This is a genomic window from Geothrix sp. 21YS21S-4, assembly GCF_030845995.1.
Classification (GTDB): domain Bacteria; phylum Acidobacteriota; class Holophagae; order Holophagales; family Holophagaceae; genus Geothrix.
On the sequence record NZ_CP132719.1, the window covers coordinates 815,786 to 840,175 of the forward strand.

General features: G+C 66.5%; 25 protein-coding genes. 22 read left to right on the forward strand and 3 right to left on the reverse strand.

The genetic code is table 11. From position 1 onward, the window contains the following. Positions 1-18: 18 nt before the first annotated feature. The 4 genes from RAH39_RS03740 to RAH39_RS03755 all read left to right on the forward strand — a co-directional run bounded on the left by RAH39_RS03740 (position 19) and on the right by RAH39_RS03755 (position 4,866). Complete coding sequence (locus RAH39_RS03740; protein ID WP_306591463.1) at positions 19-1,782, forward strand: ABC transporter ATP-binding protein; 1,764 nt, start codon at positions 19-21, stop codon at positions 1,780-1,782. A gap of 227 nt (positions 1,783-2,009) precedes the next feature. After that, positions 2,010-2,438, forward strand: coding sequence for a response regulator (locus RAH39_RS03745; protein WP_306591464.1), 429 nt, complete (start codon positions 2,010-2,012; stop codon positions 2,436-2,438). Further along, positions 2,435-3,370 carry a diguanylate cyclase gene (locus RAH39_RS03750; RefSeq protein WP_306591465.1) on the forward strand — a complete coding sequence of 312 codons (936 nt, stop codon included), beginning with the start codon at positions 2,435-2,437 and terminating at the stop codon, positions 3,368-3,370. The genes RAH39_RS03745 and RAH39_RS03750 overlap by 4 nt, the downstream gene beginning before the upstream one ends. Further along, positions 3,367-4,866 carry a sensor histidine kinase gene (locus RAH39_RS03755; RefSeq protein WP_306591466.1) on the forward strand — a complete coding sequence of 500 codons (1,500 nt, stop codon included), beginning with the start codon at positions 3,367-3,369 and terminating at the stop codon, positions 4,864-4,866. The genes RAH39_RS03750 and RAH39_RS03755 overlap by 4 nt, the downstream gene beginning before the upstream one ends. A 15-nt stretch (positions 4,867-4,881) precedes the next feature. Here the strand turns inward: RAH39_RS03755 and RAH39_RS03760 are convergent, their stop codons facing one another. Next, positions 4,882-6,513: a GspE/PulE family protein gene (locus RAH39_RS03760; RefSeq protein ID WP_306591467.1), complete on the reverse strand. Its 1,632-nt coding sequence runs from the start codon at positions 6,511-6,513 to the stop codon at positions 4,882-4,884. Positions 6,514-6,656: 143 nt separating this feature from the next. Here RAH39_RS03760 and RAH39_RS03765 point away from each other — a divergent pair, with 143 nt between their 5' ends. The 18 genes from RAH39_RS03765 (at position 6,657) to RAH39_RS03850 (ending at position 22,430) form a co-directional block, all read left to right on the forward strand. Then, positions 6,657-7,010 carry an NADH-quinone oxidoreductase subunit A gene (locus tag RAH39_RS03765; protein ID WP_306591468.1) on the forward strand — a complete coding sequence of 118 codons (354 nt, stop codon included), beginning with the start codon at positions 6,657-6,659 and terminating at the stop codon, positions 7,008-7,010. Positions 7,011-7,086: 76 nt separating this feature from the next. Further along, entirely contained in the window at positions 7,087-7,590 is a 504-nt protein-coding gene (locus RAH39_RS03770) for an NADH-quinone oxidoreductase subunit B (RefSeq protein WP_306592103.1), read from the forward strand. After that, on the forward strand, positions 7,590-8,471 hold the full coding sequence (locus tag RAH39_RS03775) for an NADH-quinone oxidoreductase subunit C (protein WP_306591469.1): 882 nt from the start codon (positions 7,590-7,592) through the stop codon (positions 8,469-8,471). Before RAH39_RS03770 ends, RAH39_RS03775 begins: the two co-directional genes overlap by 1 nt. Positions 8,472-8,480: 9 nt before the next feature. Next, positions 8,481-9,581 carry an NADH-quinone oxidoreductase subunit D gene (locus RAH39_RS03780; RefSeq protein ID WP_306591470.1) on the forward strand — a complete coding sequence of 367 codons (1,101 nt, stop codon included), beginning with the start codon at positions 8,481-8,483 and terminating at the stop codon, positions 9,579-9,581. 19 nt (positions 9,582-9,600) lie between these two features. Then, positions 9,601-10,767 carry a complex I subunit 1/NuoH family protein gene (locus RAH39_RS03785; protein ID WP_306591471.1) on the forward strand — a complete coding sequence of 389 codons (1,167 nt, stop codon included), beginning with the start codon at positions 9,601-9,603 and terminating at the stop codon, positions 10,765-10,767. A gap of 10 nt (positions 10,768-10,777) precedes the next feature. Next, positions 10,778-11,281, forward strand: a complete 504-nt coding sequence (locus tag RAH39_RS03790) for a NuoI/complex I 23 kDa subunit family protein (RefSeq protein WP_306591472.1) — start codon at positions 10,778-10,780, stop codon at positions 11,279-11,281. A 27-nt stretch (positions 11,282-11,308) separates the two neighbouring features. Continuing rightward, on the forward strand, positions 11,309-11,860 hold the full coding sequence (locus tag RAH39_RS03795) for an NADH-quinone oxidoreductase subunit J family protein (protein ID WP_306591473.1): 552 nt from the start codon (positions 11,309-11,311) through the stop codon (positions 11,858-11,860). Continuing rightward, positions 11,860-12,162 carry an NADH-quinone oxidoreductase subunit NuoK gene (gene nuoK, locus RAH39_RS03800; protein ID WP_306591474.1) on the forward strand — a complete coding sequence of 101 codons (303 nt, stop codon included), beginning with the start codon at positions 11,860-11,862 and terminating at the stop codon, positions 12,160-12,162. The genes RAH39_RS03795 and nuoK overlap by 1 nt, the downstream gene beginning before the upstream one ends. Positions 12,163-12,169: 7 nt before the next feature. Next, positions 12,170-14,509: an NADH-quinone oxidoreductase subunit L gene (gene nuoL, locus RAH39_RS03805; protein WP_306591475.1), complete on the forward strand. Its 2,340-nt coding sequence runs from the start codon at positions 12,170-12,172 to the stop codon at positions 14,507-14,509. A 23-nt stretch (positions 14,510-14,532) separates the two neighbouring features. Further along, positions 14,533-16,197, forward strand: a complete 1,665-nt coding sequence (locus tag RAH39_RS03810) for a complex I subunit 4 family protein (protein ID WP_306591476.1) — start codon at positions 14,533-14,535, stop codon at positions 16,195-16,197. Next, positions 16,197-17,660, forward strand: coding sequence for an NADH-quinone oxidoreductase subunit N (locus RAH39_RS03815; RefSeq protein ID WP_306591477.1), 1,464 nt, complete (start codon positions 16,197-16,199; stop codon positions 17,658-17,660). Before RAH39_RS03810 ends, RAH39_RS03815 begins: the two co-directional genes overlap by 1 nt. An 89-nt stretch (positions 17,661-17,749) precedes the next feature. Continuing rightward, positions 17,750-18,043 carry an AtpZ/AtpI family protein gene (locus RAH39_RS03820; RefSeq protein WP_306591478.1) on the forward strand — a complete coding sequence of 98 codons (294 nt, stop codon included), beginning with the start codon at positions 17,750-17,752 and terminating at the stop codon, positions 18,041-18,043. Then, positions 18,024-18,422, forward strand: coding sequence for a hypothetical protein (locus RAH39_RS03825; protein WP_306591479.1), 399 nt, complete (start codon positions 18,024-18,026; stop codon positions 18,420-18,422). Before RAH39_RS03820 ends, RAH39_RS03825 begins: the two co-directional genes overlap by 20 nt. Before the next feature lie 12 nt (positions 18,423-18,434). Further along, entirely contained in the window at positions 18,435-19,166 is a 732-nt protein-coding gene (gene atpB, locus RAH39_RS03830) for a F0F1 ATP synthase subunit A (protein ID WP_306591480.1), read from the forward strand. 174 nt (positions 19,167-19,340) lie between these two features. After that, positions 19,341-19,640: an ATP synthase F0 subunit c gene (locus tag RAH39_RS03835; RefSeq protein WP_306591481.1), complete on the forward strand. Its 300-nt coding sequence runs from the start codon at positions 19,341-19,343 to the stop codon at positions 19,638-19,640. Between the two features lie 86 nt (positions 19,641-19,726). Beyond that, positions 19,727-20,896, forward strand: a complete 1,170-nt coding sequence (locus RAH39_RS03840) for a TIGR04552 family protein (protein WP_306591482.1) — start codon at positions 19,727-19,729, stop codon at positions 20,894-20,896. Beyond that, entirely contained in the window at positions 20,890-21,228 is a 339-nt protein-coding gene (locus tag RAH39_RS03845; protein WP_306591483.1) for an STAS domain-containing protein, read from the forward strand. Before RAH39_RS03840 ends, RAH39_RS03845 begins: the two co-directional genes overlap by 7 nt. Before the next feature lie 29 nt (positions 21,229-21,257). Then, the gene (locus RAH39_RS03850; protein ID WP_306591484.1) at positions 21,258-22,430 is read left to right on the forward strand and encodes a PP2C family protein-serine/threonine phosphatase; all 1,173 of its coding nucleotides are present in this window, start codon (positions 21,258-21,260) and stop codon (positions 22,428-22,430) included. A gap of 6 nt (positions 22,431-22,436) precedes the next feature. Here RAH39_RS03850 and rfaD read toward each other — a convergent pair whose 3' ends face one another. Further along, complete coding sequence (gene rfaD, locus RAH39_RS03855; protein WP_306591485.1) at positions 22,437-23,372, reverse strand: ADP-glyceromanno-heptose 6-epimerase; 936 nt, start codon at positions 23,370-23,372, stop codon at positions 22,437-22,439. Between the two features lie 30 nt (positions 23,373-23,402). After that, the gene (locus RAH39_RS03860; RefSeq protein ID WP_306591486.1) at positions 23,403-24,344 is read right to left on the reverse strand and encodes a DMT family transporter; all 942 of its coding nucleotides are present in this window, start codon (positions 24,342-24,344) and stop codon (positions 23,403-23,405) included. Between the last annotated feature and the right edge of the window lie 46 nt (positions 24,345-24,390).

Below are 24,390 nucleotides of genomic sequence, written 5' to 3' on the forward strand. Positions count from 1 at the left end.
CTGAATGGCGGAGGCCCCGTGGCGGATCTTTCGGAGTCCAAGGCGTTCTGGTGGTGGCCCCTGCTGGCCCGGCACCGGCGCACGCTGTACACGGGCCTGGTGGCGACGGTGTGGTGCAGCGTGGCCGCTTCGGTGGTGCCCTACTGGTCGGGCAAGGCGGTGCATGCGCTGGAGCGCCACGACTGGCACGGTTCGCGGGTCTTCCTGGCGTGGATGCTGGCCTTCACCGCGGCGGCGGGCGTCGGGCGCTACCTCATGCGCAACATCCTCATCGGCCTCAGCCGCGACGTGGAGCGGGAGCAGCGCGAGTCCCTGTATCTCCACCTGCTGTCCCGGCCCTTCGCCTTCTACGAACAGCAGCGGGTGGGGGATCTCATGTCGCGCCTGGGCGACGACGTGGGCACGGTCCGGATGGCCACGGGGCCGGGCCTGATGAGCTTTCTGCAGGTGCTGTCGATCCTCCCCGTGACGGTGGGACTGATGCTCCACACCAACTGGCGGTTGACCCTGGCCGTCATGCTGCCCTTCTCCCTTCTCGCTTTGGGGTTCTACTTCATCGGGAAGCGGAGTCACGCGGTGCAGCAGAAGCTGCAACTCGCGTTCTCGGCGCTGTCCACCTTCAGCCACGAGACCATCAGCGGCGAGCGCGTGGTCCAGGCCTTCGGGCTGGAGGAGGCCCGCGTGGCGCAGTTCGGCGCGCTCAGCCGCCGCCACGCCTCCCTCAGCATGAAGCAGTCGGTGATCTTCAGCGCCTACGCGCCGCTGTCCGCCTTCATCGGCGGCATGTCCGCGCTGGTGCTCGTCGCCTACGGCGGCCGCCTCGTGGTGCGCGGCGCGCTGAACCTGGGCGATCTCACGGCGTTCACGGGGTTCCTCGCGGCCCTCGCCTGGCCGGTGATGAGCCTGGGGTGGTCCGTGAACCTCTTCCAGCGGGCCAAGGCCGGCCAGGAACGCCTGAACCAGCTGCTCCACAGCCCCGAAGCCCCGCTTCCTCCCGTGGAGGCATGGGCGCTGCCGGCCACGCCCACGGCGCTCTCTCTGGAAGAGGTGACCCATCGGTTCGAGACGGGCCGCGGCGTGGGACCGCTGACCCTGGATTTGGCGCCCGGCGACAGCCTGGCGGTGGTGGGCGGGATCGGGTCGGGCAAGACCCTGCTGCTCCAGATCCTGGCGGGCCTCCGCGAACCCCAGGCCGGGCGGATGCTCGTGGACAGCGAGCCGCTGACGGACGCCAACCTGCGCCGGCACTGGGCGGGCCTCGGCTGGGTTCCCCAGGAGGCCTTCCTCTTCTCGGACACGCTCCGGATGAACCTCGCCATGGGCCGTCCCGATGCCTCCGAGGAGGAGATCTGGGAGATCGCGCGGGTGGTGGCCCTCGACGACCTGATCCGCCGCCTGCCCCAGGGGCTGGATACCGTGGTGGGCGAACGGGGCGTGGCCCTGAGCGGTGGGGAGCGGCAGCGCACGGCCCTGGCGCGCGCCCTCCTCCGCCGGCCGCGGCTGCTGCTGCTGGACGACGCGCTGTCGGCGGTGGATGCCGAGACCGAGAGCCGCATCCTCGAGAACCTGCGGTCCTTCCTGGGAACCTCCACCCTTGTGCTCGCCACGCACCGCGTGTTCGTCGCCGAAACCTGCGGGCGGGTGCTCGTTCTGGAGGAGGGGCGGGCGGTGCAGCTGGGGACTCCCGGGCACTTGGCTGCCGAAGCCGGGCCTTTCGCCCGCCTGCGGGGCCTTCAGAGCCTGGAGCGGGAGTTTCTGGCGCCGGTGGAGCCCGCCTCCTGATTTAGGTTTCATGACATATATTGAAAGCGGCAAAATGCCTGTGAATATAATGGGCATGTAGTATTTTTAATATGAAAAAAATCTTTATTTTATCAAAAACAACCCATTTCAGTTGTATAAATTCATATCCTCTCGGACAATGCCATTATCCTTTGGAGTTTTGAAGGAGAAGCGCAGGATTTATTGGGAGGGCGAAAATGGGCGAACAGAATGTGGGGAGGACCGCGATGGCTGTCGTCAACATTTTGCTGGTCGAGGATGACGATGTCGACGTGATGGCCGTCAAACGGGCCTTCCGGAACCTCAAGATCGCCAATCCCCTTTACGAGGCGAAAGACGGACTGGAAGCCCTGGAGATGCTGCGCGGAACCGGCGGCCAGTCGCCGCTGCCCCGGCCCATCGTGGTCCTGCTCGACCTCAACATGCCGCGGATGGGCGGGCTCGAATTCCTCGACGAGCTGAGGAAGGATCCCGAGCTCCACCGCTGCATCGTCTTCGTGATGACGACCTCCGCCGCCGAGGAGGACCGCGTTCGGGCCTACGACCGGAACGTGGCGGGGTACGTCCTCAAGCACAGTCCGGGCCGCAGCTTCATGGATGCCGTGTCCATGCTCGAGCACTACTGGCGCGTGGTGGAGCTGCCGGACGTTCCATGACGAGTTCCATTCCGACCAATTGCCACATCCTGATCATCGATGACGACAGCGTGGACCGCCGCGCTGCGCATCGGGCCCTGTCGCAGGCGGGGTGGACCGGCGGCATCGCCGAGGCGGCCACGGGCCGCGAGGCGCTGGCCCTGCTGGCGTCCCGCAGCTTCGACTGCATCCTGCTCGACTACCACCTGCCTGGCGAGGACGGCCTGAACCTCCTGAAGAACCTGCAGGGGAGGACGGAAGGGAAAGCGCCGGTGGTGATGCTCACCGGCGAGGGCAACGAGATGGTGGCCGTGGAGGCCATGAAGCGGGGGGCGCTGGACTATCTTCCCAAGTCGATGATGGGCCCGGACCTCCTCTTCCACACCGTGACCACGGCCATCGAGCGGTTCCGCCTCCAGTGGGAACTCGCCCAGGCGGAGGCGCGGCTGGAGCACCTCGCCCTTCACGACGGCCTGACGGGGCTGGGCAACCGCAGCCTGTTCATGCGGGATCTCGCGAGCATGGTCGCGGGCGGCCGACGGCACAGCCAGGGCTTTTGCGTGATGGTGATGGATCTCGACCGCTTCAAGAACGCCAACGACGTCTACGGGCACGAGGCCGGAGACGAGGTGCTGGCGGAGCTGGGGCGCCGTTTCGCGTCCCTGGGGCGCGCCAACGACTTCTTCTACCGCCTGGGTGGGGACGAGTTCACCGCGCTGATCGACGCCGCCGACGTTTCCGCGGCGGCGCGCGTGGGCCACCTGATCGCGCAGGCCGCCTCAGGTCCCGTCCGCTATCAGGAGCACGAGATCTGCGTGGGAATCAGCATCGGAGCGGCTCTCTTTCCCGGTCACGGTGCGGCTTCGGAGACCCTGCTCCGGGCCGCGGACGCGGCTATGTATCGGGCCAAGCGGGGCAGCACGGGCCTCGCGTTCGCCGAAGCCGAGCCGTGAGGCGCCTCGCCCTTTTTACCGCCACCGTCGCGGGGGGCGTTTGGCGGCTCTTCGCCGTCGCGGCGCTTCTCCTCGCCTTCCTCGTGGGAGCGCTCTACTGGAATCTGGAGGCGGCCACGGAGGCCGCCTCCGACGTGGTGCATACCCAGGCCGTCGAGCGGGAACTGCAGGGGCTGGGGGAGGACCTGATCAACGCCGAAACCGGGCAGCGGGGCTATCTCCTGACCGGCCAGGAAAATTACCTGGAGCCCTACAACGCGGGCATCGCTTCCATCGGCGACCGCTTCGCACGGGCGAAGGCGCTGGCCAAGAGCGGAGAAGTGCTGGACGCCCTCCAGAGGATGGAACCCCTGATCAAGGAGAGGCTCGCCATCATGGCGGGGACCCTGGACCTCGCCCGGAAAGGGGATTGGGCGGATGCCCGGGACCTGGTGAAGCAGGGGCAGGGCAAGCAGGTGATGGACGAATTCCGACAGTTGCGGGCGACGGCCATCGAGCATGAGGCCCACCTGCTGGCGGAACGGCGAATCGCGTTCGCGGTGCGGCTCAACCGCCTCCTTCTGGTGGTCGGCGGCGGCGGTCTGCTGGCGGTCGTCCTGCTGGCGATCTCCGCGGCCCGCACGGTGAACCGCCTCAAACAGCCGGTCGTGGCCCTGCTGGGAGGCATCTCGGCCATGTCGGAAGGCGACCTGGGACAGCACGTGGAGGTCACCTCCCACGACGAGATCGGCCGGGTGGCCGAAGCTTTCAACGACATGGCCGCCCGCGTGCAGTCCGCCCACCAGGCGAGGGAAGAGAGCCAGCGGGACCTCGAGCGCAGCAACGCGGAACTGGACAACTTCGCCTATGTGGCTTCCCACGACCTGAAGGCTCCGCTCCGCGGCATCCGCAACCTGGCGGAATGGATCGCGGAGGACCTGGACAATCCGTCCGCGGAGGAGCGGAAGGAGAACCTCCGGCTGCTGCAGACGCGGGTCGATCGTCTCGACGGCCTGCTGGAGAGCCTGCTGACGTATTCTCGCGTGGGCCGGAAGCACAGCGCCGCCGAGAGGCTGGACACCGGCCGGCTGGTTGCGGAAATCGGGGACTATCTGGCGCCGCGGGCCGGCTTCAAAGTGGAAGGCTCCCCCGGCATGCCGATCATCTCCACGCCCCGCGGGCCCCTGGAGCAGGTCTTCATGAACCTCCTCAGCAACGCGCTGAAGCACCACGACGGGCAGACCGGCCGCATCGCCGTCACGGCGCGGGACATGGGCGAGCGGGTGGAATTCCGGGTGAGCGATGACGGCCCCGGAATCCGGCCGGAATTCCATGACCGCGTCTTCCAGATGTTCCAGACCCTCCGTCCCCGCGACGAGGTCGAGGGAAGCGGCATGGGCCTCGCCATCGTCAAGAAGACCGTGGAGTCCTTCGGCGGAACGATCCGCGTGGAGAGCGCCCCGCCGGAGCGGGGAACCACGTTCATCTTCGATTGGCCGAAGGCCGTGATCGCCTGATTTCCGGGGGCGGCCTCAGCTTCCTTCGCGGAACGTGACCTTGTTGATCTCGGTAAAGGTCGTGATCCCCAGGCGCACCTTCTCCACCGCGCTCTCGCGGAGGAACTGCATGCCGCCTCGGCGCGCGGCGGCCTTCACCTCGCGCACGGGCGCGCGCTGGACCAGGAGTTCGCGGATCTCGTCGTTGAGGCCCATGAACTCGATGATGGCCTGCCGGCCCCGGAATCCCGTCCCGTGGCAGTCCACGCAGCCCACCCGGTCGAACAGGGTCGCGCCCCGCAGCCAGGCCTCGTCCACGCCGTTCTCCACCAGCTCCTGGGGGCTGGGAGGCGCGGAGGGCCGCTTGCACTTGGGGCAGAGGACGCGCACCAGGCGCTGGGCCAGGATGCAGTTGAGGGACGAGACGAAGTTGTAGACCTCGACGCCCATGTGCTGGAAGCGGCCGAGCACGTCGAGGACGTTGTTGGCGTGGACGGTGGTGAACACCAGGTGGCCCGTGAGGGCCGACTGGATGGCGATCTGCGCCGTCTCCGGATCGCGGATCTCGCCGACGAGGATCTTGTCGGGATCGTGGCGGAGGATGGAGCGGAGCCCCAGGGCGAAGGTGAGACCCTTTTTCTCGTTCACCGGGATCTGGGTGACCCCTTCGAGCTGGTATTCGACCGGATCCTCGATGGTGATGATCTTGTCCTCGGGGGCCTTGATCTCGCTGAGCACGGCGTAGAGGGTCGTGGTCTTGCCGGAGCCGGTGGGCCCGGTGACCAGGAACATGCCGTAGGGCTCGTGGGCGAAACGGCGGAGCCGCTTCAGCTCGTGCTCGGAGAACCCCAGGATTTCGAGGGTCAAGGCCTGGAACTCCTCGGTGAGGTTCTCCTTGTCGAGGATTCGGATGACCGCGTCCTCGCCGTGGATGGTGGGCATGATGCTCACGCGGAAGTCGATGGCGCGGCCCCGCACCTTGAGCTTGAAGCGGCCGTCCTGGGGCTTGCGCTTCTCGGCGATGTCCAGCTCGGACATCACCTTGATGCGGCTGATGATGGGCGAGGCGAAGCGCCGGTCGATGGGCTCGGCGGCGGGATAGAGGCTGCCGTCGATGCGGTACTTGATCTGGAAGCCCGTGGCCGTGGTTTCCAGGTGGATGTCGGACGCGCGGCGCTGGAGGGCGTTGAAGATCGTGGTGTCCACGAGCCGCACGATGGGCGCCTCGTCCTTGTCCGTGAGGCGCTCCAGGTCGAGGACCTCGTCGTCCCAGTCCTCTTCGTGCAGGACCTGGACCTTGAGGGCCTCGCCGGCCTCGTCCATGACCTTCTGTCCGCTCTCGGACTTCTTCAGGACCTCCTGGATCTGGGCCTGGGGGGCGCCGGCGAACCGGAGGGGCCGCTTCAGGCGGAGGCGGAGCATGTCCTGGGTGGGGATGTCCAGGGGATCGGCCATCGCCAGCCAAAGGGCCCCGTCCCGCTCCTGCACCGGCACGAAATGGTGTTTGAGCATCAAATCCAGGGGCAGGGCCTGGAAGAGGGCGAAATCCACCGGCTCGCGGGTGAGGTCGAGGGTGGGGTACAGCTCCTTGGCCGGGCGGAAATCCTCCAAGGCGGGGGCGCCGGGCTCATTGGGATCCGTGGAGACGGGAGGATTCGTGGACGCCATGGAAGCATCCTAGCGGAACCGTTCCCCGCGGGGGTCCTAGAGCCATTGAAGCCGGTCATGGATCACAAAGGATGCCAAGGTTAGCTTCGAGCGTTGACCTCGCCGGGACCGGGGCTCCACAATGATTTGGTCTTGGAGGCTCCATGCGCGGCTACGCGTCCATTTTGCTGCTGATCCTGGTGGCGGTAGCCCTGCCGATCATCATCTGGAACCTGTCGTGGCTGTTGCGGCCCAGCTGGCCCAGCGCGGCGAAGTACTCCTCCTACGAGTGCGGCATCACCACCACCAGCGAGGCGCGCGAGAAGTTTTCGGTGCGCTACTACTTGATTGCAGTGATGTTCCTGGTGTTCGACGTCGAGACCGTCTTCCTGATGCCCTGGGCCATCCAGATGAAGGAACTCGCCGTGTTCGGGTTCATCGAACTGGGCTTGTTCCTCTTCCTGCTGCTCTTCGGCTACGGCTACATCTGGTCCAAGGGGGCCCTGACATGGGAATGAGCATGAAGCAGGCGTGGAGCGCCCCTTTGCGAAGTGAAGCGCCGCAGGCGTGCGGCACACGAGGTGCCGCATGACGATGAACCAACCCTCCGCCCTTGAGCACGTCCTGATCACCACCAAGGTGGAGAAGCTCATGAACTGGTCCCGCGCCACCAGCGTGTGGCCGGTGACGTTCGGCCTGGCCTGCTGCGCCATCGAGATGATGGCCGCCGGCGCCAGCCGCTTCGACTTCGACCGCTTCGGCGCGGGGATCTTCCGCGCGACGCCGCGCCAGGCCGACCTGATGATCGTGGCCGGCACCGTCACCTACAAGATGGCGCCCATCATTAAGACCCTTTACGACCAGATGCCCGAGCCCAAGTGGGTGATCGCCATGGGCTCCTGCGCCACCGCCGGCGGGCCCTTCGATTCCTACCACACGGTCCAGGGCGTGGACAAAGTGGTGCCCGTGGACGTGTTCATCCCCGGCTGCCCGCCCCGGCCCGAGTCGCTGATCTACGGGTTCATGAAGCTGCAGGACAAGATCATGACCAGCAGCCTGGCCGACCGGTACAAGGACATCTTCGAGGAGGTGGGCTGATGGCGGAAGCGAACGTCCCCCCGGCCGCCGAAGGCCAGCCTGAGGTCGCCGCCGGTCCCTACGTCTACGACTACAAGACCGCGCCCAACCGCCAGATCGCCCTTCCCAAGACCGTGCCCCTTCCGAGCCTCCGGACCTACCTCGCCGAGGTGAAGGCCGCCGCCGAGGCCGACGAGGCCAAGTGGAAGAAGATGCAGGCCGACTACGAGACCGCCAAGGCCAAGGCCGAAGCGGAGGGCAAGGACGCGCCCAAGCCTCCCGTCCGTCCCGTGCCCCGCAAGGATGACAACGACCTGAAGACCCCCTGGCCGCAGGAGGCGAAGGATCCGGATCTGCTCCGGCTCCAGGAGTTGCTGGGCGACAAGGTGGAAGAGGTCTTCGAGCAGGCGGGCGAACTCACCTGCCAGGTGGCGAAGGAAGCCATCCTGGAAGCGCTGCTCCTCTGTCGCGACGACGCGCAGCTGTCCTACGAAATGCTGGCCGACCAGAGTGCCACCCACTATCCGGCGGCGAAGGATTTCGCCTGCAGCGTGGTCTACCACCTGACCAGCATCGCCCGCCGCAAGCGGCTCCGCCTCCGCATCCTCGTGCCCGACGGGTTCGCGCCCAAGAGCGCCTGCGCCGCCTATCCGGGGGCGAACTGGATGGAGCGCGAGATCTACGACATGCTCGGGATCCGCTTCGCCGACCACCCGGACATGACCCGCATCCTCTGTCCCGAGGACTGGGAAGGCTACCCGCTCCGCAAGGACTATCCCGTGGTGGGGTGGGGCCAGCGCGACATCTCGTTCCGCGAAGACCGCGGCGGGATGCTCGAGCGCATCGCCCTCCAGAAGGCCGGCCAGTTGGGCATCAACCTGAAGCAACCCAAGGCTGAGTAGGAGCGGACGGTGTTCAAGAACGAGGAGATGGAAATCAACCTGGGCCCCCAGCACCCGTCCACGCACGGGGTGCTGCGGGTGAAGCTGCGGCTGGACGGCGAGACCATCACGCACTGCCGTCCGATGATCGGCTACCTGCACCGGGGCGTGGAGAAGATCTGCGAGAACCAGACCTTCTTCCAGGGCCAGGTGTGGACGGACCGGATGGACTATTGCTCCGCCGTCGCCAATAACCTGGGCTGGGCCGAAGCCAACGAGAAGCTGTTCGGGATCACCGTGCCCCGCCGGGCGCAGTACATCCGGACGCTGCTGAACGAGTTCAACCGCCTGGCCTCCCACCTCATCTGGCTGGCCACGCACGCCCTCGACATCGGGGCCATGACGGTCTTCCTGTACGCCTTCCGCGAGCGCGAGGACATCCTTGACCTCAACGAGGCCTTCTGCGGCTCGCGTCTCACCACCACCGCCTTCCGCATCGGCGGCCTGCGTGAGGACCTGCCTCCGGGCTTCGAGAAGCTGGCCCGCAAGTTCCTGGCGAAGTTCCCCACCTGCCTCGAGGAGTACGAAAACCTCCTCAACGAGAACCGCATCTGGAAGAAGCGCACAGTGGGCGTCGCCAAGTTCAGCGCCCAGGACGCCATCGCCATGGGCGTCACCGGTCCGGTGCTCCGCGCCGCGGGTGTGCCCTACGACATCCGCAAGGCCTTCCCTTACGCGGCCTACGCGGAGATGGACTTCGAAGTGCCCACCCGCACCGAGGCCGACACCTACGCCCGGTACCTGGTCCGGATGGACGAAATGCGGCAGAGCGCCCGCATCATCCAGCAGTGCCTGGACGGGATGCCCGAAGGCCCCGTCATGGCCAAGCTGCCGAAGATCCTCAAGTCCGAGGTCAACGAGGTCTACCACGCCACCGAGGCCCCCAAGGGCGAGATCGGCTACTACCTCGTGGGCGAGAAGGGCGGGGCGAACCCCTACCGGTTCCACGTGAGGGCGCCCGGATTCATCAACCTCCAATCCCTGCCCAAGATGGCCGAGGGAGGCCTGATCGCCGACATCGTCGCGGCCATCGGCACCCTGGACATCGTGCTCGGCGAGATCGACCGCTAGCCGACGAGGATCCCACCCCATGCCGACTCCGACCCTCATCCAGTCCATCGTGATCACGCTCATCCAGTGCGTGCTGGTGGTCCTCTTCGTATTCGTCGTCGTCCCCCTGACGGTGTTCGCCGAGCGCAAGGTGCTCGGCTACCTCCAGCAGCGCCTGGGCTCCACCCGCATCGCCAGCGGCCATGTGGGCCTGTCGGGCTTCCTGAACCGCGGCATGTGGAAGATGGGCAAGGTGCCCGTCCTCTCCTACTGGCGCGGCATTCCCGGCCTCCTCGCGGACGTACTGAAGCTCATCCTGAAAGAGGACATCATCCCGGCGAAGGCCGACAAGTTCGTGTTCTTCCTCGCCCCGGCCCTCAGCATGGTGTCCGCGGTGGTGGTGTTCGCGGCCATCTCCTTCGTCCCCGGGACCTTCTTCACCTTCCCGACCTGGTTCCCCTTCGTCGGCGGGCTGCCCGTCTCCGGCGGAATCGCGGACATCAACGTGGGCCTGCTGTGGATCCTCGGCGTGGCCAGCGTGGGCGTCTACGGGATCGTGCTGGCGGGTTGGGCGTCCAACTCCAAGTACCCCCTCCTGGGCGGCCTGCGCAGCGCGGCCCAGATGGTGAGCTACGAAGTGCCCCTAGCCCTCAGCCTGCTGGCGCCGGTGGTCCTTTCCGCCAGCCTCAATTTCGGCGAGATGGCCGCGCGCATGGCGACCGGGATGCCCGCCTGGGCCCTGTTCCCCCAAGTGCTGGGCTTCCTGGTCTACCTCACCTGCGGCTTCGCGGAGACCAACCGCCTCCCCTTCGACATGCCCGAGGCGGAAAACGAGCTGGTGGCCGGCTTCCACACCGAGTATTCGGGGATGAAGTTCGGATTCTTCTACCTGGCCGAGTACATCAACATGACCGTGGTCAGCGCGCTGGCGGCGGGCTTCTTCCTGGGCGGCCCCTGGCTCCTGCCTTTCGGCATCCAGGGGCTGGTGAACCCGTACCTCCCGTCCTTCCTGAGTTGGTTCGGCGAGCCCCACGCGATCTTCTTCGTGGCCAAGATCGTCTTCCTCCTGTTTACCTACATCTGGGTCCGCGGCACGATCCCCCGCTACCGCTACGACCAGGTCATGAGCGTGGCCTGGAAGTACCTGATCCCCATGGCGCTGTTCAACCTTCTGTTGGCGGCGGTTGTCCGCTGCTTCGCCGTCTAAGGGAGCGCCGATGAACAAGATCCTGAGGACCCTGATCCCCTTCGACATCGCCAAGGGCCTGTCCATCACCGGCAAGCACTTCAGCAAGGTGTTCTTCACCGCCAACCGCCGGAAGGTGCCGTACCACATCGTGTCGGAATACCCCGAGGTCCCCGTCAAGGTGCAGCCCCGCTACCGCGGCCGCCTCACCCTGCTGAAGGACGACCAGGGCGAGATCAAGTGCGTGTGCTGCCTGGCCTGCGAGAAGATCTGCCCCACGCAGGTGATCACCATCGAGAAGGGCAAGAAGGAGGGGCGCAAGATGCCCTTCCCGGTCCGCTACGACTTCGAGATGGAGCGCTGCATCTTCTGCGAGTTCTGCGTGGAGAGCTGCGGCTTCGATTCCATCATCCTCAACCACCAGTTCGAGCTGGCCGCCTACAACCGGGAGGATTTCTCCCTGGGCATGGAAGGCCTCGAGCAGAACATGTTCGACCCCTCCCCCGTCGGCAAGTTCAGCGTGGCTGAAGACTGACCCATCGCGCATTTCCGAGGACGCCCCATGGAACATCTCATCGAAACGATCGGCCGGAATCTGTTCACGGTCTTCGGCGCCATGGCGCTGGGCGGCGCCGCGTTCATGGTCGCCTCCCGGAGCGCCGTCCACAGCGTGCTCGGGTTCCTCTTCGCGATGCTGAGCATCGCGGGCTGCTTCCTCTCTTTGGAGGCGGAATTCCTCGGCATGGCCCAGATCCTGGTCTACGCGGGCGGCATCGTGGTGCTCTTCCTCTTCGTCGTGATGCTCGTCGAGCTGAGCAAGGCGAAGGAGAATCGTATCTTCCAGAAGCAGACCCGCGCCGGGGTGATCGCCGCCGCCGTGGGAGCTGTCGCCTTCCTGACCATCTTCCGGAAGGCCGTGTTCGGTGCCGCTTCGGTCGACGCGCTGGTGCTGCGCCCGGATCTGGCCCACGGGCTGAACGTGGCGAAGCAGAACGCCCAGGCCGTGAGCCGGGGCCTCTATGCGGACTACCTGCTGCCCTTCGAGATCCTCAGCGTGATCCTCCTCGTCGCGCTCGTGGGCGCGGTGGTCCTGGCCAAGACGGAGCGGGTGTGATGGTCAGCCTCAACACGGTCCTCTTCATCTCCTTCCTCCTGTTCTCCATCGGCGTGGCGGGCGTCCTCATCCGCCGCAACGCCCTGGTGATCCTCATGTGCGTGGAGCTGATGCTCAACGCAGCCAACCTGAACTTCATCGCCTTCGCCCGCCACAGCGGGTCCGTGTCCGGCCAGGCCTTCGCCCTGCTGATCATGGGCTTCGCCGCCGCGGAAGTGGCGGTGGGACTCGCGCTCGTGGTGGCCCTCTACCGCAAGCGCGACACCGTCCAGGTGGACGACATCAATCTGCTGAAGGGATGACGACGACATGACTGCCGACATGACCCTGACGCACGGCGCGAACGCCCTGGCGACCGCCGCGTCCCACCCGAGCAGCCTGCTCTGGCTGATCCCCTTCCTGCCCTTGTTCGGCTTCCTCGTGAACGGCCTCACCGGCCGCCGCCTGAAGCGCACCGGCGTGGTGGACTTCTTCGCCCTCGGCAGCGTGGGCGCGGCCTTCCTGCTCACCCTCTGGCACTTCGCGCAGCTCGTGGGCCTGCCCGCCGAGGGCCGGTCGATCCACCAGCAGCTGTGGACCTGGTTCAGCGTGGGCGGCGCGCAGGTGATGGGCGGGCTCACCACCTACAAGATCGCGTGGGCCTACAAGTTCGACGTCCTCAGCGGCTGCATGGCCCTGCTGGTGACCGGCGCCGGCTTCCTGATCCACCTGTTCAGCACCGGCTACATGGCCGAGGAGCGGAACGACGGCCGCTACTACCGCTTCATGGCCTATCTGAACCTGTTCGTGTTCAGCATGCTCAACCTGATCCTGGGCGCCAACATCATGATGATGTTCCTGGGCTGGGAGGGCGTGGGCCTCTGCTCCTACCTGCTCATCGGGTTCTACTTCGACAAGGAATCCGCCGCCATCGCGGGGAAGAAGGCCTTCGTCACGAACCGCATCGGCGACTTCGGGTTCATGCTTGGGTTCTTCCTGATCTTCCAGGTCTTCGGAAGCCTCGACTACGACACGCTGATGGGCTCCGTCCGCGAAGTGGTGAACCTGCCGGCCATCACCCTCTACGGCCACACCGCCAGCCCCACCTGGTGGTTCAACCTCATCGGCTGCTGCCTGTTCGTGGGCGCTATGGGCAAGTCCGCGCAGATCCCCCTCTACGTCTGGCTGCCGGACGCCATGGCCGGTCCGACGCCCGTCTCCGCCCTGATCCACGCCGCCACCATGGTGACCAGCGGCCTCTACATGATCACGCGGCTGAACTTCATCTACGTCAACGCCCCCACGGCCCTGGCGGTGGTTCTGGCGTTCGGATCGCTGACGGCCTTCGTGGCCGCCACCATGGGTCTGGCCCAGTACGACATCAAGAAGGTGCTGGCCTACTCCACCGTGTCCCAGCTGGGCTTCATGTTCATGGGCATGGGCGCCGGAGCTTTCACCGCGGGCATGTTCCACGTCTTCACCCACGCCTTCTTCAAGGCCAGCCTCTTCCTCGGATCCGGCGCGGTGATCGCGGCCTGCCACCACGAGCAGGACATGCGGAACATGGGCGGCCTCAAGAAGCTGATGCCCATCACCGCCATGAGCATGATCCTGGCGACCTTCGCCATCGCCGGCATCTTCCCCTTCTCGGGCTTCTTCTCGAAGGACGAGATCCTGTGGAAGGTCTTCGAGGGATGGTACAACCACGGCCACTACAACGGTCCCGCCCTGAACCTGGTGGCCTGGATCCTCGGCATGCTGGGCGCCTTCTGCACCGCTTTCTACATGACCCGTCTCATCGCCATGACCTTCTACGGCGAGTATCGCGGAGCAGGGCACGATCCCCACGGCCTGAGTGTGCCCTCGGAGGCTCATGGCCACGGCCATGACGACCACGGGCACGGCGAGCCGGCGCACGGCCACGATGATCACGCGGTCGCGCACGGTCACGGGGCTCACGCCCAGGATTCCCATGGACACGATGCGCACGACGACCACGGCCACGGCCCCACGGAAGTCTCCTGGCGGATGTGGTTCCCCGTTGCGGTTCTCGCGTGCCTGGCGGTGGTCGGCGGATTCCTGAACTACCCGGAGAGCCTGCATCGCATCCTGCCCATCGTGCCCGCCGAGATCTTCAGCAAGTGGCTGGAGCCGCTGCTCTACCAGGCGGCGCCCGCTCACCACGGCGAGCACGTGCCTCCCGCGATCGAGTACGGCCTCATGGCCTGGGCCACCCTGGTGTGGGCGCCGGGCGCCATGCTGCTGGCCTGGTGGATCTACAAGGTGGATCCTACCTGGAGCCGGGCGAGGGCCTTCGTCACCCGCTTCCCGAACCTGTTCCGCTGGGTGAACGCCAAGTACTACGTGGACGAGTTCTACGAGGCCGCCCTCATCGGGCCCATCAAGCGCTTCTCCGCCCAGCTCTGGAGCTTCGATACCTGGGTGGTGGACGGCATGGTGAACGGCGCGGCGCGCGTCACGCTCATCTGGGCGCACATCATGCACTGGGTGGACCAGAAGCTGGTGGACGGCGCGGTCAACCTCACCGCCTTCGTGGTGCAGGAGACCAGCTCGGTCTTCCGCAGCCTGCAGAGCGGCCGCGTCCAGCACTACGCCTTCGTGATGTTCGTCGGCTTCCTCGTCTTCGCCTTCTGGAAATTCCTCGCCTAGCCCTTCCTGGTTGGAGTCCCCCCATGTTCACCGCTAACACGACACTGATGCTGGTGGCGACCTTCCTGCCCCTCCTGGGCGCGCTGGTCCTCCTCCTCGTGCCCAAGGACCAGCGCCGGGTCTTCGAGATCGGCTCCCTGCTGGTGATGCTCGCCAGCCTGCTCCTGAGCCTGCCCTTCTGGTTCGGCTACGACCGCGCCAGCGACGCGGTCCAGTGGGCCGCCGCCTGGAACTGGATCCCCGCCCTCGGGGTGAAGTTCAGCGTGGGCATGGATGGCATCAGCCTCCTGCTCTGGCTCCTCACCACCTTCATCGGGCCCATCGCCGTGGCCTGCTCCTTCACCTCCATCGAGGAGCGGCACAAGGAGTACTACCTCTGGATGCTGGTGCTCCAGACGGCCATGCTCGGCGTGTTCATCACCCAGGACATGTTCCTCTTCTACCTGTTCTGGGAAGTGATGCTGGTGCCCATGTATTTCCTCATTGGCATCTGGGGCGGCCCCCAGAAGCTGTACGCCGCCATCAAGCTCTTCCTCTACACCCTGGCGGGCTCCGTGCTGATGCTGGTGGCGATCCTCGCCATCTACTTCCTGCAGCACAAGACCACCGGCGCCTACGACTTCTCCCTGGCGAGCTTCCAGGCCATGGCGCCCGTGATCGCCCAGCAGTCCAAGGTCTACCAGACCCTCATGGCCCTCGCCTTCTTCATCGGCTTCGCCATCAAGGTGCCGATGTTCCCCTTCCACACCTGGCTGCCTGACGCCCACGTGCAGGCGCCCACCGCCGGCTCCGTGATCCTGGCCGCCATCCTCCTGAAGATGGGCACCTACGGCTTCATCCGGTTCCTGCTGCCCATCCTGCCCACCGCCACGAAGGAGCTGATGCCCTGGCTGATCGCCCTGGCCCTCATCGGGATCATCTACGGCGCGCTGGTGGCCATGATCCAGAAGGACATGAAGAAGCTGGTGGCCTACTCCTCCGTCAGCCACCTCGGCCTCTGCATGCTGGGGATCTTCGCCCTGAACCCCTACGGCATCAAGGGCGGCCTGTTCCAGATGATCAACCACGGAATCAGCACCAGCGGACTCTTCCTCGCGGTGGGCATCGTCTATGAGCGCCGCCACACCCGCATGATCGCGGACTACGGTGGACTTTCGAAGACCATGCCCGTCTACGCCACGATCTTCATGATCATGACCATGAGCAGCATCGGTCTCCCCGTCCTCAACGGGTTCATCGGGGAAGGCGTGATCCTGATGGGCTCCTTCCAGGCCTTCCCCTGGGCGGCCGTCGTGGCGACCCTCGGCATCATCCTCGGCGCCGCCTACATGCTGTGGATGTTCCAGCGCGTGATGTTCGGACCCATCTCTCCCGTGAACGAGAAGATGTCCGACCTGAACCTCCGCGAGGTCCTCTACTTCGCGCCGCTCGTGGCCGCCGCCTTCTGGATCGGCCTCTACCCCAAGCCGATCATGGACGTGATGGACGCCCCCGTCCGGAAGCTCGTCGAGCAGGTCCGCCCCGGCTTCCACGCCGCCGAGAGCCTCGCTGCCAAGCAGGCCGCCGCCGCCAAGCTCGGCATGCAGGGCATGGCCGCCCCGGCCCACGAGGCTGCCGGTCATGAAGCCGCTCCGGCTGGCCACGAGGCCCCCGCCGCCCACGCTCCTGCCCACGGGGGAGGCCACTGATGACCGGCTTCGCTCAGGGGCTTCTGGATGCGCTCCTCCGGGATACGCATCTCATCACGCCCCAACTCTTCCTGATGGCTGTGGCCACGCTGATGCTGTGGCCCGGCGACCTCTTCTTCGACCGGTCGGAGAAGCACAAGTGGGCCTCGATCACCCTGGTGATCCTGGCGGCGACGGCCCTGCTGGTGGGGCGCGTTCCGGACGGCGAGGGCTTCTCCCGGATGTTCCGGATGGACGGCCTCACCCGGGGCTTCCAGATGCTGTGCATCCTCGGCGCCGCCGGCGCCGTGCTCCTCAGCATGAAGGTGCTCGACAGCCTCAAGCAGCAGACGGTGGAGTACTACGCCCTGATCCTGTTTTCCGTGGCGGGGATGCTGTTCCTGTGCGGAGCCTCCGATCTGATCTCCGTCTACTTCAGCATCGAGCTGATGGCCATCTGCATCTACATCCTGGTGGCCTACCTCCGCGACCGCGCCAACAGCGTGGAAGCCGGCATGAAGTACTTTCTGCTCGGGGCCTTCTCCAGCGGGATCCTGGTCTACGGCATCAGCCTGCTCTACGGCGCCGCCGGCGGCGTGACCACCAACCTCGCCGATCTCAACCAGGCCCTGGCCCTCACGCCGACCACCAGCAACCTGCTGGTCTTCGCGGGCGTTCTGATGGTCCTCGTGGGGATGTCCTTCAAGGTGGCTGCGGTGCCCTTCCACATGTGGTCGCCGGACGCCTACGAGGGCGCTCCGACGCCCATCACCGCCTTCATGGCCACCGCGCCCAAGGCCGCGGCCCTGGCGGCCTTCCTCCGCGTTTTCGGCACGGGCTTCCACGGCGTATCCAGCGAGTGGGTCACGCCCCTCGCCTACATCGCCGGCGCCAGCATGATCCTCGGCAACGTGGCCGCCGTGAAGCAGGAGAGCATGAAGCGCCTGCTGGCCTATTCCAGCATCGCCCACGTGGGCTACATGCTGCTGGGCGTCCTGTCCGGCGATCCCAAGGCCGGCGCCCAGGCCGTGTGGCTCTACATGCTCATCTACCTGGTGATGAACACCGGCGCCTTCGCGGTGGTGATCTACCTCCAGGGCAAGGGAGAGGGCGAGCGCATCGAGGATTTCAAGGGCCTGGGCCGCAAGCATCCGGTGTTGGCCTTCGCCATGATGATCTTCCTCCTCAGCCTCGCGGGCATTCCGCCGCTGGTGGGCTTCTTCGGGAAGTTCTACCTGTTCAAGCTGGCCATCGAGCAGGGCTTCGTCACCCTCACCGTCATCGCGCTCCTGACCAGCGCCATCAGCGCCTACTACTACCTGGGCGTGGTGAACCAGATGTACTTCAAGGAGCCCGAGGGCGAAGCCGCCCCCATGAGCTCCGGGCAGATCTTCGTCGTGACCGTGGCCTGCACGCTGGTTCTGGTGGGCACCGCGTTCGGTCCCTGGCTGCTGGATTGGGCCGGCAGGATCTTCTTGATCTGAGGCGGTCCGCGGGACCGCTCCGGTCCCTTGATCCAGGCTTACACTGAACGGCGCGGGGCGACCCGCGCCGTTTCTTTGTCGGAGTGGGCGTGATCTTCAAGCGGGGCGACGGGGTGGATCCCGGAGAGCGGGCGCTGTGGGGGGACCTCATGTCCCTCGGCCTCACGTTCCCCCTGTGCATCGCCCTGGGCTTCTTCCTGGGCCGGTGGATCGGCAGGGGATTCGGACATGCCGCCGTGGGGCAGTGGATCGGTCTGGTGTGGGGCATCGGGGCCGCCTTTTGGGAGTTGTACAAGGTGAACCGCCGGATGGGCCGCCGGGACCAGGAGGAACTGAAGCGCCTCCGCGAAGGGAAGGGGCCGGATGCGCGCGACCAGAGGTGAGGGGGAGGAGCACCTCCGCCGGGTCACGGGCGCCATGGTTGTCCTGGGGTTGGCGGGCATTCCCCTGTGGGGCCTGCTGCGCTCCTGGACCGCCGCCCTCGTCTTCGCCGTGGGAGGGATAGCCAGTCTGGTCTTCTGGAGCCTTCACCGCTTCCTGACCGGCCGGATGCTGACCCCCTCGGTCCGCCGGAGATGGCTGTACGGCTTTCTTTCCCTGGGTAAACTGGCGTTGATCGCGCTGGTGCTGCGTGGGATGATGGCGAAATACCCGGCGGAAGCCCTGCCGCTGGCTGCGGGAATCCTCCTCTTCGTGGCCGGCATCCTCCTGGAAGCCCTGTGCCTGGCCTTCCGGAAACCCGAAGCCGCTCCGCCCGATTGAGGTCCGACCGAAATGGAACACCACGCATCGTTGCTCGCCCAGTGGCTCACCCAGGTGCTGCACCTGGCTCGGCACCCCTGGCCCGGCTTCGCCCATGGCGCGCCCCTGTCGCTTCTGGAGCGCTACGACCACCTCCTGAACGCGACCCTGGCCGCCCTGCTTGCCATGGCGATCACCACCCTCGTGCGGAAGAACCTCGCCCGCATTCCCGGCCCCCTCCAGCAGACCTTCGAAGGCGTGGTCGGCGGGCTGAAGGACATGATCAACGACAACATCGCCCACCACGGCGAGCGCTACCTGCCCTTCATCGGGACCATGGCCCTGTTCGTCTTCTTCAACAACCTCTTCGGTCTCCTGCCCGCCCTCAGCCCCGGCACCAGCAACTGGAACGTCACCCTGGGCGCGGCCCTGGTGGTGTTCGGCTACTACAACTTCCACGGGATGAAGGAGCAGGGCTTCGTCAAGTACTGGGCCCACTTCGCCGGTCCCATCTGGTGGCTGGCGCCCCTGATGTTCCCCCTGGAGATCCTGGGCCTGCTCAGCCGCATTCTCAGCCACTCCCTCCGTCTCTTCGGAAACATCGCCGGCGAGCATGTGGTGGCGGGCATCTTCTTCGGCCTGATGCCCATCCTGCTCCCCGTTCCCATGATGTTCCTGGGGCTGTTCTTCGGCCTGATCCAGACCTTCGTGTTCACGATGCTCGCCACGATCTACCTGAGCGGAGCCGTATCCCACGAGCATTGATGCTGTCCGGGGGGCGCCCGCTTTGCGGGCGGAGGCCCCCCCGGAGCCCCCCGGCGCGTCACCCAGGCAGAGCCTGGTTGCCACGCCAGCCCCCACGACCGCCCTTCGATCCGTCTTTCCCTTAACCGTCCCCGGGATTCCGAACCCCGCGGACACGCTTCAAGGAGCAGTCCCATGAAGAAGTTCCTCACCACCGCCTTCCTGTTCACCCTGGCCGCCGTCGCCTTCGCGCAGGGCGCCCCCGTGGTGGTTCAGAAGAGCCTGTTCGAAGGCCAGTTCGTGGCCCACCTCTCCCTCGCCATCGCGGCCGCCGGCTGCGGTCTGGCCCAGGGCAAGGCCGTGGTCGCCGCCTGCGAGGGCGTGGCCCGCAATCCCCAGGCCGCCGGCAACATCCGCACCACGATGATCATCGGCCTGGCCCTCATCGAGGCCCTCGTGATCTACGTGCTCGTCGCCGCCTTCGCCATCAAGTAGGCCCGATCCGCGCACGCCCAAGGGCGCCCCTCGGGGCGCCCTTTTTTCATGATTTCCCCGCGGGGCCGATCAGAATGCTGGACGCTATGCGAAACGAATCCCTCTTCCCCATGCCCCCGGAGATCACCCAGGTCATCCTGGGGGGCGGGTCCCCCATCGATCTGGATGGCCTGCGGATCCAGTCCCACGACGAGGCCTGGAACTTCGCCCTCAACTACGGCTACGACATGAGCATCCCCAGCCAGTGGGCGCGGGTGGTGAAGGTCTACGAGGACGCCATCGATTTCCTGGAAGGCGTGGTCCTGGAAGGGACGGACCTCCACGTGCCCCACGAGTTGCGGACGCTGGGCGATCCGCTGGATCTCCTCGTATGGGCGTCGGAGCGGCCCCGTACCTTGGACGGGCGCTGGTCCTGCGCCGTCCTGCGGGTGATGCACACCCTCTTCCACGTGGACCACAACGTGAACCTGCGGTATCTCCCGGAGATCCAGCGCCAGGTCTTCGACCGCTACGACCAGTACCTGGTGTGCGAGGACGGGCGGTGGTGCCTGCGGGGGGCCTACGACGTGCCGCTGGTGACGGTGGAGCGGAAGGAGAACAAGGACCGCGTGTCCATGCTCCTGAAGATGCTGCACAAGCCCGAGAACGTGGCGGAGACCATCTACGACCAGATCGGGATCCGCCTGGTGGCCGAGGACCAGCTGGGCGTCCTGATGGTCATCCGCTTCCTGCTGGACCACCACGTCCTGATGCCCACCCACATCAAGCCCAGCCGCAGCCGGAACCTGATGATCGACCTGGAGGCCCTGGCCGCCTGGACCGAGGCCATGCCCCCGCTCTTCCAGGTCTACGACCTCAGTTCCGAGGAGCGCCGGGCCCTCAGCCACACCCTGGCCCTGAAGCCGGGGAGCCAGGAGCAGAATCCCTTTTCCAGCAAGGATTACTCCGCCGTCCAGTTCACGGCCCGCACCCTGATCCGCCTTCCCGGGCCAGCGGCCCCAGCCCTGGAGAGCGTCCAAAAGCGGCTGGAGAGCCTGGGACGATCGGATTTGGTCGATCTTGCCCGCATCCCGGAGTTGATCCAGGAACAGGAGGAGTTTACGTTCTTTTTTGCACATGAAGTCCAAGTGATGGAACAATCGGGGTTTCAAAGCTCACGATCCGGTCCTGCATCCCATTCGGAATACAAACAGCGCCAGCGGGACGCTGCGCGGCGCAGGGTGCTTCAGGGAATTCTTCAGGAGGAACCATGTTGAACATCCAGACCCGCCAAGAGGGCGTCGCCTCGGTGGTGTCGATTCAGGGGAAGGTCAATTTCGAAGTGACCGCCCAGCTGAGGGACGTGATCCGGGAGACCGTCGCGACGGTGCAGCCCAAGCTCCTGGTGATCAACCTGGAGGGCGTCAGCTTCATCGACTCGTCGGGCCTGGGCCTCCTCGTGGCCGCCCGCAACAGCGTGGACAAGTCCGGCGGCAAGCTGCACCTGTGCTGCCTGCCCGCGCCGGTCAAGAAGACCTTCGACCAGACCAACCTCACCAACTACTTCTCCATCTTCTCCACGGAACAGGACGCCCTGCGGGGCGCCTGAGCGGGCACCTTCCCACCTGAGGAACCGGCATGGGCAAGGGCGTAGTCCTGGTCGTGGACGATGAAGCACCGATCCGGGACATTCTGACTTTCTACCTCAAGCGAGCGGGTTACCAGGTCCTGACGGCCGGGCACGGCGTGGAAGCTCTGGAGGAGATGGGCCGGGTGCGGCCCGATCTCATCATCTCGGATCTCCGCATGCCCGAGATGCCCGGGGACGAGCTGTGTAAGCGGGTGAAGAGCGATCCCGCCACCCAGGACGTGTACTTCATCATCCTGTCCGCCCTGGATGGAACGGCCACCCGGATCGGCGGCCTGTCGCTGGGCGCGGACGACATGATCCCCAAGCCCTTCCACGCGCAGGAGGTCCTTGCCAAAGTGGATTCCACCTTCCGCCTCATTGCGATGCAGAAGGAGATCAAGCGCCAGAACAAGGAGCTGACGGCCTTCCAGGAGCGCGTGCGCGAGGAGATGGAACTGGCGGCGGCGCTGCAGATGGGCCTGCTTCCCAAGCTCCCCGGCGAAGCCCCGGGCTCGCACTACACCCACCGCTATTTGCCCGCCGCGGGGATCGGCGGGGACGTCTACGCGATCCTGCCCCTTCCCGACGGATCCACGGCGCTGATGATCGCGGACGTGAGCGGCCACGGCGTCACCGCGGCGCTCATCTCGGCGATGGTGAAGACCTCCTTCGAGAACCAGGTGCGGCTGGGCGGCGAGCCCCTGGCCTGGGCCCAGGGGATGAACGAGGACCTCTGCCGGTCCACGCTGGCGGAGCAGTTCGCCACCGCCTGGCTGGGGCGCCTGGAGCCGACGGCGGACCGCCTGCGCTACGTGGTCGCGGGCCACTGCGCGCCCCTGCGGATCGTCCGGGGCGCCCGCGGCGGGCTCCAGCGGTCCGAGGTGCTGCGCGGGAAGGGCTTCATGCTGGGCCTGGATCCCACGCTTCCCTTCACGGAGCACGAGACGGAGTTTCTGCCGGAAGACCGGCTGGTGCTCTATACCGACGGGCTGGTGGAAGTGGAGCGCGAGGACCGCGTCATGCTGGAGGAGGGCGGCCTGCGCCGCATCTGCGCGGAACTGCCCGTGGGCCCCGAGGAGGCCGCGGACGCCGTCGTCGCCCAGGCGCGGGCCTTCAACAGTCCCGCGCCCTTCGTGGACGACGTCACCCTGGTCGTCCTGGATCGAAAGCCCCGCCCGTAACGCCCGCTACAGCTCCTTGAGGGTGGCCGCGATGCCGGCCTCCAACTCCGTGAAGGGCGCCGTGAAGCCCGCGGCGCGCAGGCTCCGCACGTCCGCCTGGGTGAAGCTCTGGTACTTGCCGCGCAGGACCTCGGGGAACGGGATGTACTCGATGCGTCCCCGGCCCAGGTGGGCGATGAGGGTCCGGGCGATGTCGTTGAAGCTGCGGGCCCGGCCCGTCCCCGCGTTGTGGATGCCCTTCGCCATGGTCCCGCCGCCGAAGTGCAGGTTGATGGCCACCACGTCGCCCACGAAGACGAAGTCGCGCTCCTGGTCGCCGTTCCCGTAGCCGTCGGTTCCCTCGAACAGGCGGCACACGCCCTCCTCCTTGAGCTGGCGGAGAAGCTGGTGGAGGACCGACATCATCCGTCCCTTGTGGTCCTCCCGCGGGCCGAAGACGTTGAAGTAGCGCAGGCCCACCACGGGACTCTGGATGGCGGGAAGGAGGCTACGGACGTGCTGGTCGAAGGCCAGTTTGGAGTAGCCGTAGACGTTGAGGGGCCCCTCGTTCGCGGGGATGGGCTCGAAATCGGGACTGGCGCCGTAGGTGGCCGCGCTGCTGGCGTAGACCAGGGGCGCCTTCCGCGCCAGGCACCAGTGGAGCAGGGCCCTGGAGTCTCCGTAGTTGTTCTCCATCATGTAGCGGCCGTCGGCTTCCATGGTGTCGGAGCAGGCCCCGTTGTGGAACACGGCTTCGGGCTGGAGGTCCAGAGTTCCGGCGTCCAGGCGGGCGCGGAACTCGCGCTTGTCCATGTAGTCCGCCAGCGTGAGGTCCGCCAGGTTCCGGGCTTTCTCGGCGCGCGCCAGGTTGTCCACCACCAGGATGTCCGTGTGCCCGCGCCGGTTCAGCTCCCGCACCAGGTTGCTGCCCACGAATCCCGCGCCGCCCGTGACGATGAACATGCCCACTCCTCTTCCGTTCCAGGATAGCGACTAACCGATGGCCTCTTCGGCGGCGGTCCGCCGGAGGAGTTTGGCGCCCAGTTCCGCCACCAGGGTCGCGCTGAGAATCAACCCGCAGCCCGCGAGCTGGGCGGGCGAGAGGTGTTCGCGAATTCCAGGGACCAGCCCGCTGAGGGCGATGGCGGCGGTCCACACCGGCTCCGTGCTGAACAGGATGGCGCTTTCGGTGGCCCCCAGCCGGGCCTGCATGGTGCTCTGGATGTAGAAGGCGAGGATGGTGGCCAGCAGGCTCATGAAGGCCAGCGCGATCCAGGTTCCGCCTTTGGCGAGGGCCGCGCCCGCGCCGTGGAATCCGTGGGGGGAGGGCAGCGCCAGGGTGATCAGCAGGGAGATGCCCGCGGTGACCGCCACCTGCATGAAGGCCAGGACCCAGCCTTCGGAGCGCCGGGAGAAGTGGGCGGTCATCACGATGTGGAACCCGCAGAGGATGGCCGCAAGGAAGGTCTCCGAATCCCCCCGGTTCCAGCCGCCCCAGCCGGTGCCCGGCTCCCGCACGAGCAGCAGCAGCCCGGCGAGGGCCACCAGCGCCCCCAGGCCGTGGGAAAGGCGCAGCCGGTCCCCCGCCAGCAGGGCCACCGCCGGCGTGAAGATCACGTACAGCCCCGTGATGAACCCGGATTTGGAGGTGGTGGTGAATCGCAGGCCGTCGGTCTGCAGCCAGAACAGGGTGGCCAGGACGAGGCCCAGCCACAGGCCGTCCAGGATGGCCCGGCGGCGGAGGGGCACCCGGAAGGCGAGCAGGAGTAGGCCCAGGCCCACGGTGCCCAGGGTGAATCGCAGGGCCAGGATGGCGCCCACCGAAAGACCCGCCTGAAGGCAGTACTTGGTGGCCGGGAAGCCCCCGCCCCACACCGCCGCAATGGCGCCGAGGGAAACGGCGGCGACCAAATGGGAGCGGCGGGATTCCGGCATCCCTCCAGGCTATCGCCCTCGCCCGGAGAACCGGGACGCAAATGGA